This window comes from Streptomyces sp. NPDC048751, assembly GCF_043198595.1.
Classification (GTDB): Bacteria; Actinomycetota; Actinomycetes; order Streptomycetales; family Streptomycetaceae; genus Streptomyces.
On the sequence record NZ_JBICUX010000011.1, the window covers coordinates 116,847 to 131,969 of the forward strand.

Sequence of the window (15,123 nt, forward strand, 5' to 3'; positions counted from 1 at the left end):
AAAGCGCCCTGGCGTCGGTCCCCCCACGGGCCGACGTCCAGGGCGCCTTCCCATGTCCCGGTGCGGATTCCCCCCACGGGATCCGGCCGGGCGTCTATGAGACCAGCGCCTGAATCGCTGTTTGAGCAGAACGAGCAAAACTCGCCGTACTGCTCGGTGTGCGGTCTGCCGGGACAGCGCACGCAGGGAGGGCCGCTCAAAGCTTCCCGGTGTACGTGTCCCGGCAACGCATCTCTGAGGAAGTCCCCCAAGACATCCCCAGATGCCAGTCGGCGCCCCCCAAGACGCTTCCTGACATCGCCAACTTAGACCTTCGAACCCCTTCGATGGTTACGTTCACATCACTGTGATCTGCGTCTCTTGCATTTGTCCCGTTAGATGCGCAAGAGGCTCGGTATGAAAATCGAGACCCCAGCGTAAGGATGATGCGCGAGCCTTGTGAAGAGCTTATGTGAGGCTCGCGCCGGACTCCAGGGGGCTGAGGCCCCCGGCTGCCCGAAACGCGGGGGTAACCGCAGGTAACGCTGGGTATGGCTCAACGAAACGTACGCAGACGGAGACTGTTCGTCACCACGAACACCGAAGAGAACGCCATCGCCGCCCCCGCGATCATCGGGTTCAGCAGTCCCGCCGCGGCCAGCGGCAGCGCGGCCACGTTGTATCCGAAGGCCCACACGAGGTTGCCCTTGATCGTGGAAAGCGTCCGCCGCGAGAGCCGGATCGCGTCCGCGGCCACCCGAAGGTCCCCGCGCACCAGCGTCAGATCGCTCGCCTCGATCGCCGCGTCCGTCCCGGTCCCCATCGCGAGCCCCAGGTCGGCGGTGGCGAGCGCGGCCGCGTCGTTGACGCCGTCGCCGACCATGGCCACGGTCCGCCCCTCGTCCTGCAGCCGCCGTACGACGTCGACCTTGTCCTCGGGCAGTACCTCGGCCACCACCCGCTCGATCCCCACGGCCTCCGCCACGGTCTCGGCCACCGTTCGGTTGTCGCCGGTCAGCAGCACCGGGGTGAGCCCGAGCGCGCGCAGCTCGCGGACCGCCTCGGCGCTGGTCTCCTTGACGGCGTCGGCGACCGCGAGGACTCCGCGGGCTTCTCCGTCCCAGCCGACCACGACGGCGGTACGGCCGCGCCGCTCGGCCTCGTCCCTCGCGCGGGCCAGCTCCCCGGGGAGCGCGTCGGTGTACTCGGCGAGCCGTCCCACGGCCACCTCGTGGCCCTCCACGCGGCCGCGTACGCCCCGCCCGGGCACGTTCTCGAAGTGCTCGGCGCCCGGCAGCGTTCCCGCGCGCTCCTCGGCGCCGGTGGCCACCGCCCGGGCGACGGGGTGCTCGGAGGCGTGCTCCAGGGCGCCCGCGAGCCGCAGCACCTGCTTCTCGTCGGCGCCCTCGGCCACGTACACCTCCTGGAGGGTCATACGGCCGGTCGTCACCGTGCCGGTCTTGTCGAGGACGACGGTGTCGACGCGACGCGTGGACTCCAGGACCTCGGGGCCCTTGATGAGGATGCCGAGCTGGGCGCCGCGTCCGGTGCCGACCATCAGGGCGGTCGGTGTGGCCAGCCCGAGGGCGCACGGGCAGGCGATGATCAGTACGGCGACGGCGGCGGTGAAGGCGGCGACCGTGTCGTGGGTGAGGCCGAGCCAGGCGCCGAAGGTGGCGGCGGTGATCAGCAGCACCACCGGCACGAAGACCGCGGAGATCCGGTCGGCGAGCCGCTGCACCTCGGCCTTGCCGTTCTGCGCGTCCTCGACCAGCTGCGCCATCCGCGCGAGCTGGGTGTCGGCGCCGACCCGGGTGGCCTCGACGACGAGACGCCCGCCGGCGTTCACGGTCGCGCCGGTGACGGCGGAGCCGACCGTCACGTCCACCGGCACCGACTCGCCGGTCAGCATGGAGGCGTCGACGGCGGAGATCCCCTCCGTGACGGTGCCGTCGGTGGCGATCTTCTCGCCGGGCCGTACGACGAAACGGTCCCCGACGGCCAGCCGGCTCACCGGGATCCGCACCTCGCGCCCGTCCCGCAGCACGGCCACGTCCTTCGCCCCGAGCTCCATCAGCGCCCGCAGCGCCGCGCCCGCGTGCCGCTTGGAGCGGGCCTCCAGGTAGCGGCCCAGCAGGATGAAGGCGGTGACTCCGGCGGCGACTTCGAGGTAGAGGGTCGAGGAGGCGTCCGTACGGGAGACGGTGAGGTCGAAGCCGTGCCGCATGCCGGGCATGCCCGCGTCGCCGAAGAACAGGGCCCACAGGGACCACAGGAAGGCCGCCAGCGTGCCGATGGACACGAGGGTGTCCATGGTCGCGGCGGCGTGCCGGGCGTTCGTCCAGGCGGCCTTGTGGAAGGGCAGGCCGCCCCAGACGACGACGGGCGCGGCGAGGGTGAGGGAGAGCCACTGCCAGTTGTCGAACTGGAGCGCGGGGACCATCGCCAGCACGACGACCGGGAGGGACAGCAGGGCGGACACCGCGAGGCGCCGGCGCAGGGCCCACAGTTCGGGATCCTCGTCGTGGCCCGCGGTGTGGCCCTGGTCTCCTGCCGGGGCTTCCTCGCGCGGCGGTTCGGGTTCCTCGGCCGTGTACCCCGTCTTCACCACCGTCGCGATCAGGTCGGCGACCTCGGTTCCCGGCGGGTAGCTGACCTTCGCCTTCTCCGTCGCGTAGTTCACCGTGGCGGTGACGCCCTCCATGCGGTTGAGCTTCTTCTCGACGCGGGCCGCGCAGGAGGCGCAGGTCATCCCGCCGATGTGCAGCTCGACCTCGGCGGCCGGGGCGGCTGTGGGGACCGTGGTGGTGGTGCTGGTCATGTCCGGACTCCAGGCGACGGACCGGATCGTGCGGAACCAGTATCAGCTGGTCGGCACGGTCCGGACGGGGCAGAGAGCGAGATTTCTCAGGCCTGTCCGACGAGTTCGAAGCCGGCCTCGTCGACCGCGGCACGCACGGCGGCCTCCTCGAGCGGCGCGGCGGAGACGACGGTGACCTCACCGGTGGAGGCGACGGCCTTCACCGAGCTGACACCGGGAAGCTCGGAGATCTCGCCGGAGACCGCGCCCTCGCAGTGGCCGCAGCTCATTCCGCTCACCTTGTAGACGGTGGTGACGGTTCCCTGGGTGTCGGTCTGGGCGGTCATGTCGTTACTCCTCATCGGGGCATATGGGGCCGACGAGGCCCACGAGGGGGCTCGCGCTCCTCACGTTATACCCCTAGGGGGTATTTCTCCAAGAAGTCAGGGGCGCGTCCGTGCCGCGCGGCCCAAGCGGTCGCCGACCAGCGGGCCCAGGTAGCGGATCAGTGCGTTCTTCAGCTCCTGGACGTACGCCTCGCGTTCGGCGCCCTCGTGCCCCAGTGCCAGTTCCAGGCCCGCCTTGTACAGCCCGAGACACATGTTCGCGGTGCGGACGAGGTCGGCCCGGGGTGCGTCGGGCAGGAACGACGAGAGGAGGCCCTCTATGCGGGCGAGCAGGGTCGCGTGCAGGGCGTCGTGCTCCTCGGTGATCCGGCCGGGGATGTCGGGGCCGTGCATCAGCGCGAAGAAAACGGGGTGTTCGCAGTTGAAGGCGATGAAGCGGTCGACGGCCGCCCCGACCGCCTCCTCCAGAGGGGTCGCGGGATCGACCGGGGCGAGTGCCTCGCCGTACGTGTCCCGCATCTCGTGCATGAGGCGGTCGCCGAGCTCGATGGCGATCGCTTCCTTGTTCGGGAAGAACTGGTACAGCGTGCCGGGTGAGACGCCCGCCTCGCGGGCGATGGCGTTGGTGCTGGCCGCCGTGTAGCCGGTGGTGGTGAAGACGGTCGCGGCGGCCTCGAGCAGCTGGGCGATCCGGCGCTCGCCGCGCGCCTGTCTGCGGCGCGGCTGTGTCTTCTCCTGACCGTCGGACACGTCGCCGGCCTTGTTGTCGGACACGTTGTCGGACACGCGTTATCCCCAGATCTCCGAACGTGATTGACAAATACGAGTGGACGCTCGCATTCTGGAGAAACGCGAGCGATCTCTCGTGTTTGCCAGTCTATGGCAACGGCGGATCCATGCCGCCTGCCCGCGGGGGCGCACGGGAGCACGGATCAGGTGAAGGGGACACCGCACAATGACCGAAGTCAACAGGCCGCCCCGCGTCGGAGGCTGGACGCGCCTCGTGACCGCCCGCCCCCGGTTGTCGCTGCTCGCGGCCCTGGTGCTCACCGTGCTCGCCGTGCTGGCCGGCAGCGGCGTCGCCGACCGGCTGGGCAGCGGCGGCTGGGAGGACCCCGACGCGGAGTCGACGTACGCCACCAAGGCGCTGGAGCGCGAGTTCCCCGACTCCCAGCCCAACCTCCTGCTGCTGCTCGACGCGGGCGGCGCCTCGGTGGACGATCCGGCGGTCGCCGCGGAGGCCGACCGCCTCACCGCGCGCCTGTCGGGGGAGAAGGGCGTCACGGGCGTCGGTTCCTACTGGCAGTCCAAGGCACCTGCCCTGCGCGCCCAGGACGGCCACGAGGCGCTGATCGCCGCCCGCATCACCGGTGACGAGAAGACCATGGGCGAGACCCTGGACCGCATCGCGCCGCAGTACCGCGGCACGCGGGGACCGGTGGACGTCAAGGTCGGCGGCATCGTCGCCGTGCGGCACGAGATGCAGACGATCATCCAGGAGGACCTCACCCGCGCCGAGATGATCGCGCTCCCGATCACGCTGGTGCTCCTGGTGATGGTCTTCGGCAGCGCGATCGCGGCCCTGCTCCCGCTCGCCGTAGGCATCGTCGCCATCCTCGGGACCAACGCGGTGCTGAGCGGTCTCGCGGAGTTCACCGACGTCTCGATCTTCGCGATGAACCTCACCACCGCCCTGGGCCTGGGTCTCGCCATCGACTACGCCCTGTTCATCGTCCGCCGCTTCCGCGAGGAACTCGCCACCGGCGCCGACACCCGGGCCGCCGTGGCCACCACCCTGCGCACGGCCGGCCGCACGGTCCTGTTCTCCGCGCTCACGGTCGCCGTCTCCCTGGCGGCGATGCTCGTCTTCCCGCAGTACTTCCTGCGGTCCTTCGCCTACGCCGGCACCGCGGTCGTCCTGCTGGCCGCCGGAGCCGCCCTGATCCTGCTCCCCGCGGCGCTGATGCTGCTCGGCGACCGGGTCAACTCCCTCGACCTGCGCCGCCTGCCGCGCCGCGGCAAGCCGAAGCCCGGCGACACCGGTGACACCGACGCCACCGCGGACACGCAGGGCACGGAGGGCACCGCCTGGGCGCGTGCGGCGAACCTGGTCATGCGCCGCGCCCCGTTCTTCGCGGTGGCCACCACCGCCGCCCTGATCGTCCTCGGACTGCCGTTCCTGGGTGTGAAGTTCGGCACCGCGGACGACCGCCAGCTGCCCTCCTCCGCCGAGTCCCACACCGTCCAGCAGCACATCAGGGACGGCTTCCCGGGCAGCCCCGGCGGCGGACTCGAAGTGCTCGCCGAGGGCAAGGCCACACCGGCGCAGTACGCCGCCTACAAGAAGCGGGTCGCCGCCCTTCCCGAGGTGGTGCGCGTCGACGGCCCCCTGGTGAAGGGCGACGCGGCGTACTTCACCGTGCTGCCCAAGGGCGAGTCCGTCGACGACGCGGCGCAGCGCCTGGTGGGCGACCTGCGCGAGACGAAGGCCCCCTTCGACACCAAGGTGACCGGGGCCGCGGCCGTCCTCGTCGACTCCAAGCACGCCATAGGCGGCCAACTGCCCTGGGCCGCCGCCTTCATCGCGATCGTCACGCTGCTGCTGGTCTTCCTGCTGACCGGCAGTGTGCTCATACCGATCCAGGCGGTGATCCTGAACGCGCTCAGCCTGACCGCGATGTTCGGCGCGGTGGTCTGGGTCTTCCAGGACGGCCATCTCTCCGGCCTGCTCGGCTTCACCAGCACCGGCTCCATAGAGACGACCCTGCCCGTCATCATGTTCTGCGTCGCCTTCGGCCTCTCCATGGACTACGGCGTGTTCCTGCTCTCCCGCATCAAGGAGGAGTACGACCACACCGGCGACCACGCCCGCGCGGTCCGCCTCGGCCTCCAGCGCACGGGCGGCCTGATCACCGCGGCCGCGGTCATCCTGGCGGTCGTCATGGTCGCCATCGGCACCTCACGCGTGACCAACACCAAGATGCTCGGCCTCGGTATCGCCCTGGCCGTCCTCATGGACGCCATGGTCGTCCGCAGCCTTCTCGTCCCCGCGATCATGCGGCTCACCGGCCGCGCCACCTGGTGGGCCCCGGCCCCCCTGCGCCGCTTCCACTCCCGCTTCGGCCTCAGCGAGGGCGAGTCCATACCGTCCACGGACGCCACCCCGGCCCGGGACAAGGTCACGGCACACGGCTAGGGCCTGTCCGGCGGAGCAGGTCGCAGGAAACCCACGGCGACCCATCAGCGCAGGTGAGCGGGGCCTGGGGTGTCCAGCTGCAAGGCGGAGGAGGGAGTCGACGCGGCGCGTCGGCGACCGACGACAACGCGGCAGATGGGCGTGCCAGGCCCCGCGTCTGCGGCATGATCCGCCGGACAGGCCCTAACGTTCCGCCGGAAGCGGCGATCTCCGGCCGACCGGAGGAACCGACGTCAAGCGGGGAGTGGAGGACGGGCGCATGCGGGCTGTGGTGTTCGAGCGGTACGGGGAACCGGCCGAGGTACGGGACGTGGCCGACCCCCGGCCCGCGGAGCACGGTGTCGTGGTCCGTGTCGAGGCGACCGGCCTGTGCCGCAGCGACTGGCACGGCTGGATGGGCCACGACCCGGACATCACCCTCCCGCACGTTCCCGGCCACGAACTCGCCGGTGTCGTGGAGGTGGTCGGCGACCGGGTCACCGGGTGGCACCCCGGCGACCGCGTGACCGTCCCCTTCGTCTGCGCCTGCGGCGGCTGCGGGGCATGCGCGGCGGGAGACCAGCAGGTGTGCGAACGCCAGACCCAGCCCGGTTTCACCCACTGGGGCTCCTTCGCCCAGTACGTGGCGCTCGACCATGCCGACGTGAACCTGGTGGCGATCCCCGACGACCTGTCCTACGCCACCGCCGCCTCGCTCGGCTGCCGGTTCGCCACGGCGTTCCGCGCGGTCGTGCAGCAGGGCCGGGTGGCGGCGGGGGAGTGGGTGGCCGTCCACGGCTGTGGCGGTGTCGGTCTCTCGGCGGTGATGATCGCGGCGGCATCGGGCGCGAGGGTCATCGCGGTGGACGTCTCACCCCGAGCCCTGGACCTGGCACGCCGGTTCGGCGCGGCGGAGTGCGTCGACGCGACGACCACCCCGGACACCGCACAGGCGGTCCGCGACCTGACCGGCGGCGGCGCCCACCTCTCCCTGGACGCCCTCGGCGCCCCCACCACCTGCGCCGCCTCGGTGAACGGCCTGCGCCGCCGAGGCCGCCACGTCCAGGTCGGTCTCCTCCCCTCACCCGACGGCCTGACCCCCGTCCCCATGGCCCGCGCGATCGCCCTGGAACTGGAACTCCTCGGCAGCCACGGCATGGCCGCCCACACCTACCCGGCCATGCTGGAACTCGTCCGCTCCGGCGTCCTGCGCCCCGACCTCCTGGTCACGTCCTCCATCCCCCTGCCCGCGGTACCCGCCGCACTGGCGGCGATGGGCACGGCACCGGGGACAGGGGTCACGGTCATCGAACCGTGGAGCTGAGGGCACGCCCGAGGGCGTCAGTCCTGTCTGCGCCCCCGGTTGCCCGGCCGGGACGCCACCCAGGCGCGGACGGTGTCGGCGTACCAATAGGGCTTGCCGTTCTCCACATGATCGGGCGGCGGCAACAGCCCGTGCTTGCGGTACGACCGCACGGTGTCCGGCTGCACCTTGATGTGCGCCGCGATCTCCTTGTACGACCACAGCCTTCGGTCGGTCATGAGGTGCACCTCCCTGCTGATCAGCAAGCCTGTGCACCGTTGAACGACAGGGGGTGAGGAGAGGGGAGGGCCTGTGGACGGTATGTGACAGAAACCGGACTTTTGTGACGTACGTGACGTCGGCGGAACCCCCGGAGGGCTACGCCCCGCACGACCTCAGAAACGCCCGGGTCCGCTGCGCGATCGGCAACGGCCTGTCCGGCTCGCACGGATACATGTCCTGCTCGACGATCGCGAACAGATCGACATCCAGCTTCGCCGCGGCCTCCAGCACCGGCCCCAACTCCGGCACCCCCGCCGGCGGCTCACACATCACGCCCCGCGCGACGGCCGGCCCGAACGGCACCTGGTTGGCCCGCACGTCCGCCAGGATCTCCGGGTCGACCTGCTTGAGGTGCAGGTAGCCGATGCGCTCACCGTAGGTCTCGATGAGCTTGACGCTGTCGCCGCCGCAGTAGGCGTAGTGCCCGGTGTCGAGACAGAGCGACACCAGGTCGGAGTCCGTGCCGTCCAGGAACCGGACGACGTTCTCCTCGCTGTCGATGTGGGTGTCGGCGTGCGGATGGACGACGATCCGCAGCCCGTACCGCTCCCGCACCTCCTTGCCCAGCCGCTCGGTCAGCGAAGTGAGATTGCGCCACTGCTCGGGCGTCAGCGTGTCCGGCTCCAGCACCTCGCCGGTCTTGTCGTCCCGCCAGAAGGACGGGATGACGACGAGGTGCTTGGCGCCCATCGCCTGCGCGAGGACCGCGTTGTCCGCGACGTGCGCCCAGGTCTTCTCCCAGACGGCCTCGCCGTGGTGCAGCCCGGTGAAGACCGTGCCGGCCGACACCTTCAGGCCACGCCTGGCCGTCTCCTCGGTGAGGACGGCGGGATCGGTCGGCAGATAGCCGTAGGGGCCCAGCTCGATCCACTCGTAGCCGGACTGCGCGACCTCGTCGAGGAAGCGCTGCCAGGGCACCTGGGCGGGGTCGTCCGGGAACCAGACACCCCAGCTGTCGGGGGCGGATCCGACGCGGATACGGGAAAGGCCGGAAACTGAGGACTGAGGTGACAACGACGTCATGGCCGCCAGAGTGCGGTCTCACGAGAGGGGTGTCAAGGGCTGGTCCGAATGTCTGGACAAAGGATTGACAGGGCGTACCGCGCCGGACTACAAAGCCGTGGAGAGCCGATACCGAGGCGCACCGGCCGGGCGGGACGAAGGGAAGTCGATGGCGTACGACCTGATCACCATGGGGCGGATCGGAGTGGACCTCTATCCGCTGCAGACGGGCGTGCCACTCCCGCAGGTCACGACCTTCGGGAAGTTCCTGGGCGGCTCGGCGAGCAACGTGGCGGTCGCCGCGGCCCGGCTCGGCCGGTCCACCGCGGTGATCACCCGCACCGGCGACGACCCCTTCGGCACCTACCTCCACGAGGCGCTGCGCGGCTTCGGCGTCGACGACCGCTGGGTCACCCCGGTCGCCGGACTGCCGACCCCGGTCACCTTCTGCGAGGTCTTCCCGCCGGACGACTTCCCGCTGTACTTCTACCGCAAGCCCAAGGCGCCCGACCTGGAGATCGACGCCCACGAGCTCGACCTCGACGCCATCCGCGAGACCCGGATCTTCTGGGTCACCGGCACCGGCCTGAGCGAGGAACCGAGCCGTACGGCGACGCTGGCGGCGCTCGCCCACCGCGCGAAGGCCGGCACGACGGTGTTCGACCTCGACTGGCGTCCCATGTTCTGGTCCGAGCCCGACGCCGCCCGCCCCTTCTACGCCGAGGCCCTGAAGCACACCACCGTGGCCGTCGGCAACCTCGACGAGGTGGAGGTCGCCACCGGGGTGCGCGAACCCCGGGCCGCCGCGCAGGCGCTGCTGGACGCCGGTGTCGAACTCGCCGTGGTCAAGCAGGGCCCCAAGGGCGTCCTGGCCGTCAACAGCAAGGGCGAGTCCGCCGAGGTTCCGCCGCTGCCGGTGAACGTCCTCAACGGACTCGGCGCCGGCGACGCCTTCGGCGGCTCCCTCTGCCACGGTCTGCTGGAGGGCTGGGACCTGGAGCGGATCATGCGGCACGCCAACGCGGCCGGCGCCATCGTCGCCTCCCGCCTGGAGTGCTCGTCCGCCATGCCGACCCCCGACGAGGTGGCGGCCGCGCTCACCGCGGGGGCGGTCCTGTGACCGTCGACGTCTCCGAACTCGTCCGCCTGCGCGCCCACCGCCCCGAGGCGATCGCCGAGGCGGCGGCCCGACGCCCCCGTCGGCCGCTGCTGGGCGACAACGGCCGCCTGATGATCGTCGCCGCCGACCACCCGGCCCGCGGCGCCCTGGGCATCGGCGACCGCAAGCTCGCCATGGCCAACCGCGCCGACCTGCTGCGGCGCCTCTGCCTGGCGCTGTCCCGCCCCGGCGTCGACGGCGTCCTCGCGACCGCCGACATCCTCGACGACCTGCTGCTGCTCGGCGCCCTCGACGGCAAGGTCGTCATGGGCTCGATGAACCGCGGCGGCCTCCAGGGCGCCGTCTTCGAGCTCGACGACCGCTTCACCGGCCACCGCGCCGAGGACATCGAGCGGCTCGGCTTCGACGCGGGCAAGCTGCTGCTGCGGATCGACTACGACGACCCGGGCTCCCTCACCACGCTGGAGACCACGGCCCGCGCGATCGACGACATGGCCGCGCGCCGGCTCCCCCTCTTCGTCGAGCCGTTCATCAGCCGCCGCACCCCCGAGGGCCGCCTCAGGAACGACCTGTCCGCCGAGGCCGTCACCAAGTCCATCGCCATCGCCTCGGGCCTGGGCGGAAGTTCCGCCTACACCTGGCTGAAGGTCCCGGTCACCGACAACCCCGACGACATGGCCGAGGTCATGGAGACGTCCACGCTGCCCGCCGTGCTGCTGGGCGGTGAGGTCGGCGGCACCGCTGAGGACCAGGACGGGGCGTACGAGAAGTGGCGCGGCGCGCTTCAGCTGCCCACCGTGCGGGGCCTGGTGGTCGGGCGCTCGCTGCTCTACCCGGCGGACGGGAACGTGGCCGCCGCCGTGGACACCGCCGTAGGACTGTTGTGAGGGCAGCATGAGCAACGACCTGTACATCGCGCGCGGGAGCACCGCGGACGCGAACCACGTCCTCGACATCGACCCCAAGCGGGCCGGGTGGGCGCACAGCAGCCTGCGGATCGTCGAGCTGGAGCCGGGCGGTACGCACACCTTCACCACCGGTGACAGTGAGTGGATCGTGCTTCCGCTGCAAGGCGGTTGTACCGTGCAAACAGGGGATGAAGAATTCCAACTCCTGGGCAGGGAAAGCGTGTTCGCGTCGGTCTCCGACTTCGCGTACGTGCCCCGTGACGCCCGGGCCCAGATCGCCTCCGGCGCGGGAGGCCGCTTCGCCCTGGCAGGAGCGAAGTGCGAGCGACGACTCCCCGCCCGCTACGGCCCCGCGCCGGAGGTCCCCGTCGAAGAGCGCGGCAGCGGCACCTGCGCCCGTCTGGTGCGCAACTTCGCCTCCGCCGACGCCTTCGACTGCGACAAGCTCATCGCCGTCGAGGTCATCACACCCGGCGGCAACTGGTCCTCGTACCCGCCGCACAAGCACGACGAGCACCGGCCGGGCGTGGAGGCGGAGCTGGAGGAGATCTACTACTTCGAGATCGACGGCCCGAACGGTTTCGGCTACCAGCGCGTGTCCCCCTCCCGGGAGGGCGGATCGGACGTCCTCGCCGAGGTCCGTTCCGGCGACGCCGTACTCGTCCCCGACGGATGGCACGGCCCGTCCATCGCCCAGCCCGGCCACGCCATGTACTACCTGAACGTCATGGCCGGGCCCGGCGAGACGCGGGAGTGGCGGATCTGCTTCCACCCGGACCACACGGAGGGTTACCGATGACGACCCGGCTGACCGTCGCGCAAGCGCTGGTTCGTTTCCTCGCCGCCCAGTACACGGAGCGCGACGACGTACGGCAGCGGCTGATCAGCGCCACCTGGGGCATCTTCGGCCACGGCAACGTGGCGGGCCTCGGCCAGGCGCTCATCGAGTACTCCGACGACATGCCGTACCACCAGGGCCGCAACGAGCAGTCCATGGTGCACGCGGCCGTCGGCTACGCCCGCCAGTCCAACCGCCTCTCCACCCACGCGGTGACGACGTCGATCGGCCCGGGCGCGACGAACCTGGTCACGGGTGCCGCCCTCGCCACGATCAACCACCTCCCGGTGCTGCTCCTCCCCGGCGACACCTTCGCCACCCGCCCCGCCGACCCGGTCCTCCAGCAGCTCGAAGTGCCGTACGCGGGCGACGTGTCGGTCAACGACACCCTGCGCCCCGTGTCGAAGTACTTCGACCGCGTCACCCGCCCGGAGGCCCTGATCCCGGCGGCCCTCCAGGCGATGCGGGTGCTCACCGACCCGGTGGAGACGGGCGCGGTCACCCTCGCCCTCCCGCAGGACGTCCAGGCGGAGGCGTACGACTGGCCCGACGAGTTCTTCGCCGAGCGCACCTGGGTCGTACGACGCCCCGGCGTCGACCCGACAGAACATGCCGAGGCGGTCCGCGCGATCCGCTCGGCGAAGCGGCCGCTGCTGATCGCGGGCGGCGGTGTCCACCACAGCCGTGCCGAGGAGGCCCTCGCCGAGTTCGCCGAGGCCACCGGCATCCCGGTCGCCTCCACGCAGGCCGGCAAGGGCTCCCTGCGCCACGACCATCCCCAGGACGTCGGCGGCATCGGCCACACCGGCACCGCCACGGCCGACGAACTCGCCCGCCTGGCGGACCTCGTGATCGGCGTCGGCACGCGCTACACCGACTTCACGACCGCCTCCGGGACGCTGTTCGAGAAGCCCGAGGTGCGCTTCCTCAACCTCAACATCGCCCCCTACGACGGCCACAAGCTCGGCGGCCTGCCCCTGGTCGCGGACGCCCGCAGCGGCCTCCAGGAGCTCACCGAGGCCCTCCAGATGCACGGCCACCGCGTCGCCGACTCGTACGTCGGCGAGTACACCCTCGACAAGGAGACCTGGGAGCAGCGCGTCGACGCCTGCTACGAGGCCGAGGAGCCCGACGTGCGCCCGACGCAGCCACAGGTGCTGGGCGCGTTGGACGCGATCGTCGACGAGACGGACGTGATCATCAACGCGGCCGGCTCGCTCCCCGGCGACCTGCACAAGCTGTGGCGGGCCCGCTCCCGCGACCAGTACCACCTGGAGTACGGCTACTCCTGCATGGGTTACGAGATCCCGGCGGCGATCGGCGTGAAGATGGCCGCCCCCGACCGGCCCGTGTGGGCGCTGGTCGGCGACGGCACGTACCTGATGATGCCGACGGAGATCGTCACGGCCGTGCAGGAGGGGATCGCGATCAAGCTCCTGCTCGTGCAGAACCACGGCTACGCCTCCATCGGCGGCCTGTCGGAGACGGTGGGCGGCGAGCGGTTCGGCACCGCGTACCGCTACACCTCGGAGGACGGTACGTACACGGGGGCGCCCCTGCCCGTCGACCTCGCCGCCAACGCGGCCAGCCTCGGCATGCGCGTGCTGCGCGCCAAGACCGTCCGCGAGCTGCGCGCCGCCCTGGCGGAGGCGCGCGACGCCGACACTCCCACTTGTGTCTACGTCGAGACCCAAACGGCAGACACAGTGTCGGGCGCGCCTCCGGCGCAGGCCTGGTGGGATGTACCTGTGGCCGAAACCGCGACCCGAGCGTCGGCGGTGAAGGCCCGTGAGCTGTACGAACGGCACGTCTCTACCCGACGCCGCCATCTGTGAAGGAGCACTCGGTCATGACGAAGATCGTCAACCACTGGATCGGCGGCAAGACCGTCGAAGGCGCGTCGGGTACGTTCGGGCCGGTCACCGACCCGGCGACCGGCGCGGTCACCACGAAGGTCGCGTTCGCCACGGTCGACGAGGTGGACGCCGCCGTCGCCGCCGCGAAGGACGCCTTCTCCACCTGGGGCCAGTCCTCGCTGGCCCAGCGCACGTCCATCCTCTTCAAGTTCCGTGCCCTGCTGGACGCCAACCGGGACGCGATCGCCGAGCTGATCACCGCCGAGCACGGCAAGGTGCACAGCGACGCGCTCGGTGAGGTCGCGCGCGGACTGGAGATCGTCGAGCTGGCGTGCGGGATCAACGTGCAGCTGAAGGGTGAGCTGTCGACGCAGGTCGCCAGCCGTGTGGACGTCTCCTCGATCCGCCAGCCGCTCGGTGTCGTCGCGGGCATCACGCCGTTCAACTTCCCGGCCATGGTGCCGATGTGGATGTTCCCCATCGCCATCGCGACCGGCAACACGTTCGTGCTGAAGCCGAGCGAGAAGGACCCGTCGGCGTCGATCAAGATCGCCGAACTGCTCGCGGAAGCCGGTCTGCCGGACGGTGTCTTCAACGTCGTCCACGGTGACAAGGTGGCCGTCGACCGCCTCCTGGAACACCCGGACGTCAAGGCGGTGTCGTTCGTCGGCTCGACGCCGATCGCCCGCTACATCCACACCACCGCCTCCACGAACGGCAAGCGCGTCCAGGCCCTGGGCGGCGCCAAGAACCACATGCTGGTCCTGCCGGACGCCGACCTCGACGCGGCGGCCGACGCGGCGGTCTCGGCCGCCTACGGCTCGGCGGGCGAGCGCTGCATGGCCATCTCGGCCGTGGTGGCGGTCGGCGCGATCGGCGACGAGCTGGTGGAGAAGATCCGCGAGCGCGCCGAGAAGATCAAGATCGGCCCCGGCAACGACCCGACCTCCGAGATGGGCCCGCTCATCACCAAGGTCCACCGCGACAAGGTGGCGTCCTACGTCGAGGGCGCGGCGGCCGAGGGCGCCGAGGTCGTGCTCGACGGCACCGGCTTCACGGTGGACGGCTTCGAGGACGGCCACTGGATCGGCATCTCGCTGCTCGACAAGGTGCCCACCACCGCGAAGGCGTACCAGGACGAGATCTTCGGCCCGGTGCTGACCGTGCTGCGCGTCGACACCTACGAGGAGGGCATCTCCCTCATCAACGCCTCGCCGTTCGGCAACGGCACCGCGATCTTCACCCGGGACGGCGGCGCGGCCCGCCGCTTCCAGCTGGAGGTCGAGGCCGGCATGGTCGGCGTCAACGTCCCGATCCCGGTCCCCGTCGGCTACCACAGCTTCGGCGGCTGGAAGGACTCGCTCTTCGGCGACCACCACATCTACGGCAACGACGGCACGCACTTCTACACCCGCGGCAAGGTCGTCACCACCCGCTGGCCCGACCCGGCCGACGCCCCCGCCGGCGTCGACCTCGGGTTCCCGCGCAACCACTGACGCGCACCCGCGGGCAG

Annotated in this window: 12 protein-coding genes; 7 read left to right on the forward strand and 5 right to left on the reverse strand. The window is 71.1% G+C overall.

Going from position 1 to position 15,123, the window contains the following annotated elements; all coding sequences use genetic code 11:
* Nucleotides 1-535 precede the first annotated feature (535 nt).
* From ACGFNV_RS31475 to ACGFNV_RS31485, 3 genes are all read right to left on the reverse strand, one after another.
* Entirely contained in the window at nt 536-2,800 is a 2,265-nt protein-coding gene (locus ACGFNV_RS31475) for a heavy metal translocating P-type ATPase (protein WP_393627066.1), read from the reverse strand.
* A gap of 86 nt (nt 2,801-2,886) precedes the next feature.
* Complete coding sequence (locus ACGFNV_RS31480; RefSeq protein WP_133926153.1) at nt 2,887-3,126, reverse strand: heavy-metal-associated domain-containing protein; 240 nt, start codon at nt 3,124-3,126, stop codon at nt 2,887-2,889.
* A 96-nt stretch (nt 3,127-3,222) separates the two neighbouring features.
* Entirely contained in the window at nt 3,223-3,876 is a 654-nt protein-coding gene (locus ACGFNV_RS31485; protein WP_393627331.1) for a TetR family transcriptional regulator, read from the reverse strand.
* Nucleotides 3,877-4,081: 205 nt separating this feature from the next.
* Here ACGFNV_RS31485 and ACGFNV_RS31490 point away from each other — a divergent pair, with 205 nt between their 5' ends.
* Together ACGFNV_RS31490 and ACGFNV_RS31495 are read left to right on the forward strand one after the other, a co-directional pair.
* Nucleotides 4,082-6,322, forward strand: a complete 2,241-nt coding sequence (locus ACGFNV_RS31490) for an MMPL family transporter (RefSeq protein ID WP_393627069.1) — start codon at nt 4,082-4,084, stop codon at nt 6,320-6,322.
* A 259-nt stretch (nt 6,323-6,581) separates the two neighbouring features.
* Nucleotides 6,582-7,625, forward strand: coding sequence for a zinc-dependent alcohol dehydrogenase family protein (locus tag ACGFNV_RS31495; protein ID WP_393627071.1), 1,044 nt, complete (start codon nt 6,582-6,584; stop codon nt 7,623-7,625).
* Between the two features lie 17 nt (nt 7,626-7,642).
* Here ACGFNV_RS31495 and ACGFNV_RS31500 read toward each other — a convergent pair whose 3' ends face one another.
* Both ACGFNV_RS31500 and ACGFNV_RS31505 read right to left on the reverse strand, forming a co-directional pair.
* Nucleotides 7,643-7,843, reverse strand: a complete 201-nt coding sequence (locus ACGFNV_RS31500) for a MerR family transcriptional regulator (protein ID WP_133926156.1) — start codon at nt 7,841-7,843, stop codon at nt 7,643-7,645.
* Between the two features lie 139 nt (nt 7,844-7,982).
* On the reverse strand, nt 7,983-8,909 hold the full coding sequence (locus ACGFNV_RS31505; protein ID WP_393627073.1) for a sugar phosphate isomerase/epimerase family protein: 927 nt from the start codon (nt 8,907-8,909) through the stop codon (nt 7,983-7,985).
* Nucleotides 8,910-9,057: 148 nt separating this feature from the next.
* Between ACGFNV_RS31505 and iolC the strand changes: the two genes are divergently transcribed.
* From iolC to mmsA, 5 genes are read left to right on the forward strand one after another with little or no spacing between them, the layout of a single operon-like run.
* Complete coding sequence (gene iolC, locus ACGFNV_RS31510) at nt 9,058-10,008, forward strand: 5-dehydro-2-deoxygluconokinase (protein ID WP_393627075.1); 951 nt, start codon at nt 9,058-9,060, stop codon at nt 10,006-10,008.
* A complete protein-coding gene (locus ACGFNV_RS31515; protein ID WP_393627077.1) occupies nt 10,005-10,895 on the forward strand; it encodes a deoxyribose-phosphate aldolase in 891 nt (296 codons plus the stop codon). Before iolC ends, ACGFNV_RS31515 begins: the two co-directional genes overlap by 4 nt.
* A 7-nt stretch (nt 10,896-10,902) precedes the next feature.
* Nucleotides 10,903-11,715 carry a 5-deoxy-glucuronate isomerase gene (gene iolB, locus ACGFNV_RS31520; RefSeq protein ID WP_393627079.1) on the forward strand — a complete coding sequence of 271 codons (813 nt, stop codon included), beginning with the start codon at nt 10,903-10,905 and terminating at the stop codon, nt 11,713-11,715.
* Nucleotides 11,712-13,589 carry a 3D-(3,5/4)-trihydroxycyclohexane-1,2-dione acylhydrolase (decyclizing) gene (gene iolD, locus ACGFNV_RS31525; RefSeq protein WP_393627080.1) on the forward strand — a complete coding sequence of 626 codons (1,878 nt, stop codon included), beginning with the start codon at nt 11,712-11,714 and terminating at the stop codon, nt 13,587-13,589. Before iolB ends, iolD begins: the two co-directional genes overlap by 4 nt.
* Before the next feature lie 14 nt (nt 13,590-13,603).
* A complete protein-coding gene (gene mmsA / locus ACGFNV_RS31530; RefSeq protein WP_393627082.1) occupies nt 13,604-15,106 on the forward strand; it encodes a CoA-acylating methylmalonate-semialdehyde dehydrogenase in 1,503 nt (500 codons plus the stop codon).
* Nucleotides 15,107-15,123: the final 17 nt, after the last annotated feature.

What these genes read in the sequence shown, in the direction of transcription:
- ACGFNV_RS31505 (WP_393627073.1), bottom strand. Translation starts at nt 8,909, where the DNA reads ATGACGTCGTTGTCACCTCAGTCCTCAGTTTCCGGCCTTTCCCGTATC.
- ACGFNV_RS31480 (WP_133926153.1), bottom strand. Translation starts at nt 3,126, where the DNA reads ATGACCGCCCAGACCGACACCCAGGGAACCGTCACCACCGTCTACAAG.
- ACGFNV_RS31475 (WP_393627066.1), bottom strand. Translation starts at nt 2,800, where the DNA reads ATGACCAGCACCACCACCACGGTCCCCACAGCCGCCCCGGCCGCCGAG.
- mmsA (WP_393627082.1), top strand. Translation starts at nt 13,604, where the DNA reads ATGACGAAGATCGTCAACCACTGGATCGGCGGCAAGACCGTCGAAGGC.
- ACGFNV_RS31495 (WP_393627071.1), top strand. Translation starts at nt 6,582, where the DNA reads ATGCGGGCTGTGGTGTTCGAGCGGTACGGGGAACCGGCCGAGGTACGG.
- iolB (WP_393627079.1), top strand. Translation starts at nt 10,903, where the DNA reads ATGAGCAACGACCTGTACATCGCGCGCGGGAGCACCGCGGACGCGAAC.
- ACGFNV_RS31500 (WP_133926156.1), bottom strand. Translation starts at nt 7,843, where the DNA reads ATGACCGACCGAAGGCTGTGGTCGTACAAGGAGATCGCGGCGCACATC.
- ACGFNV_RS31490 (WP_393627069.1), top strand. Translation starts at nt 4,082, where the DNA reads ATGACCGAAGTCAACAGGCCGCCCCGCGTCGGAGGCTGGACGCGCCTC.
- iolC (WP_393627075.1), top strand. Translation starts at nt 9,058, where the DNA reads ATGGCGTACGACCTGATCACCATGGGGCGGATCGGAGTGGACCTCTAT.
- iolD (WP_393627080.1), top strand. Translation starts at nt 11,712, where the DNA reads ATGACGACCCGGCTGACCGTCGCGCAAGCGCTGGTTCGTTTCCTCGCC.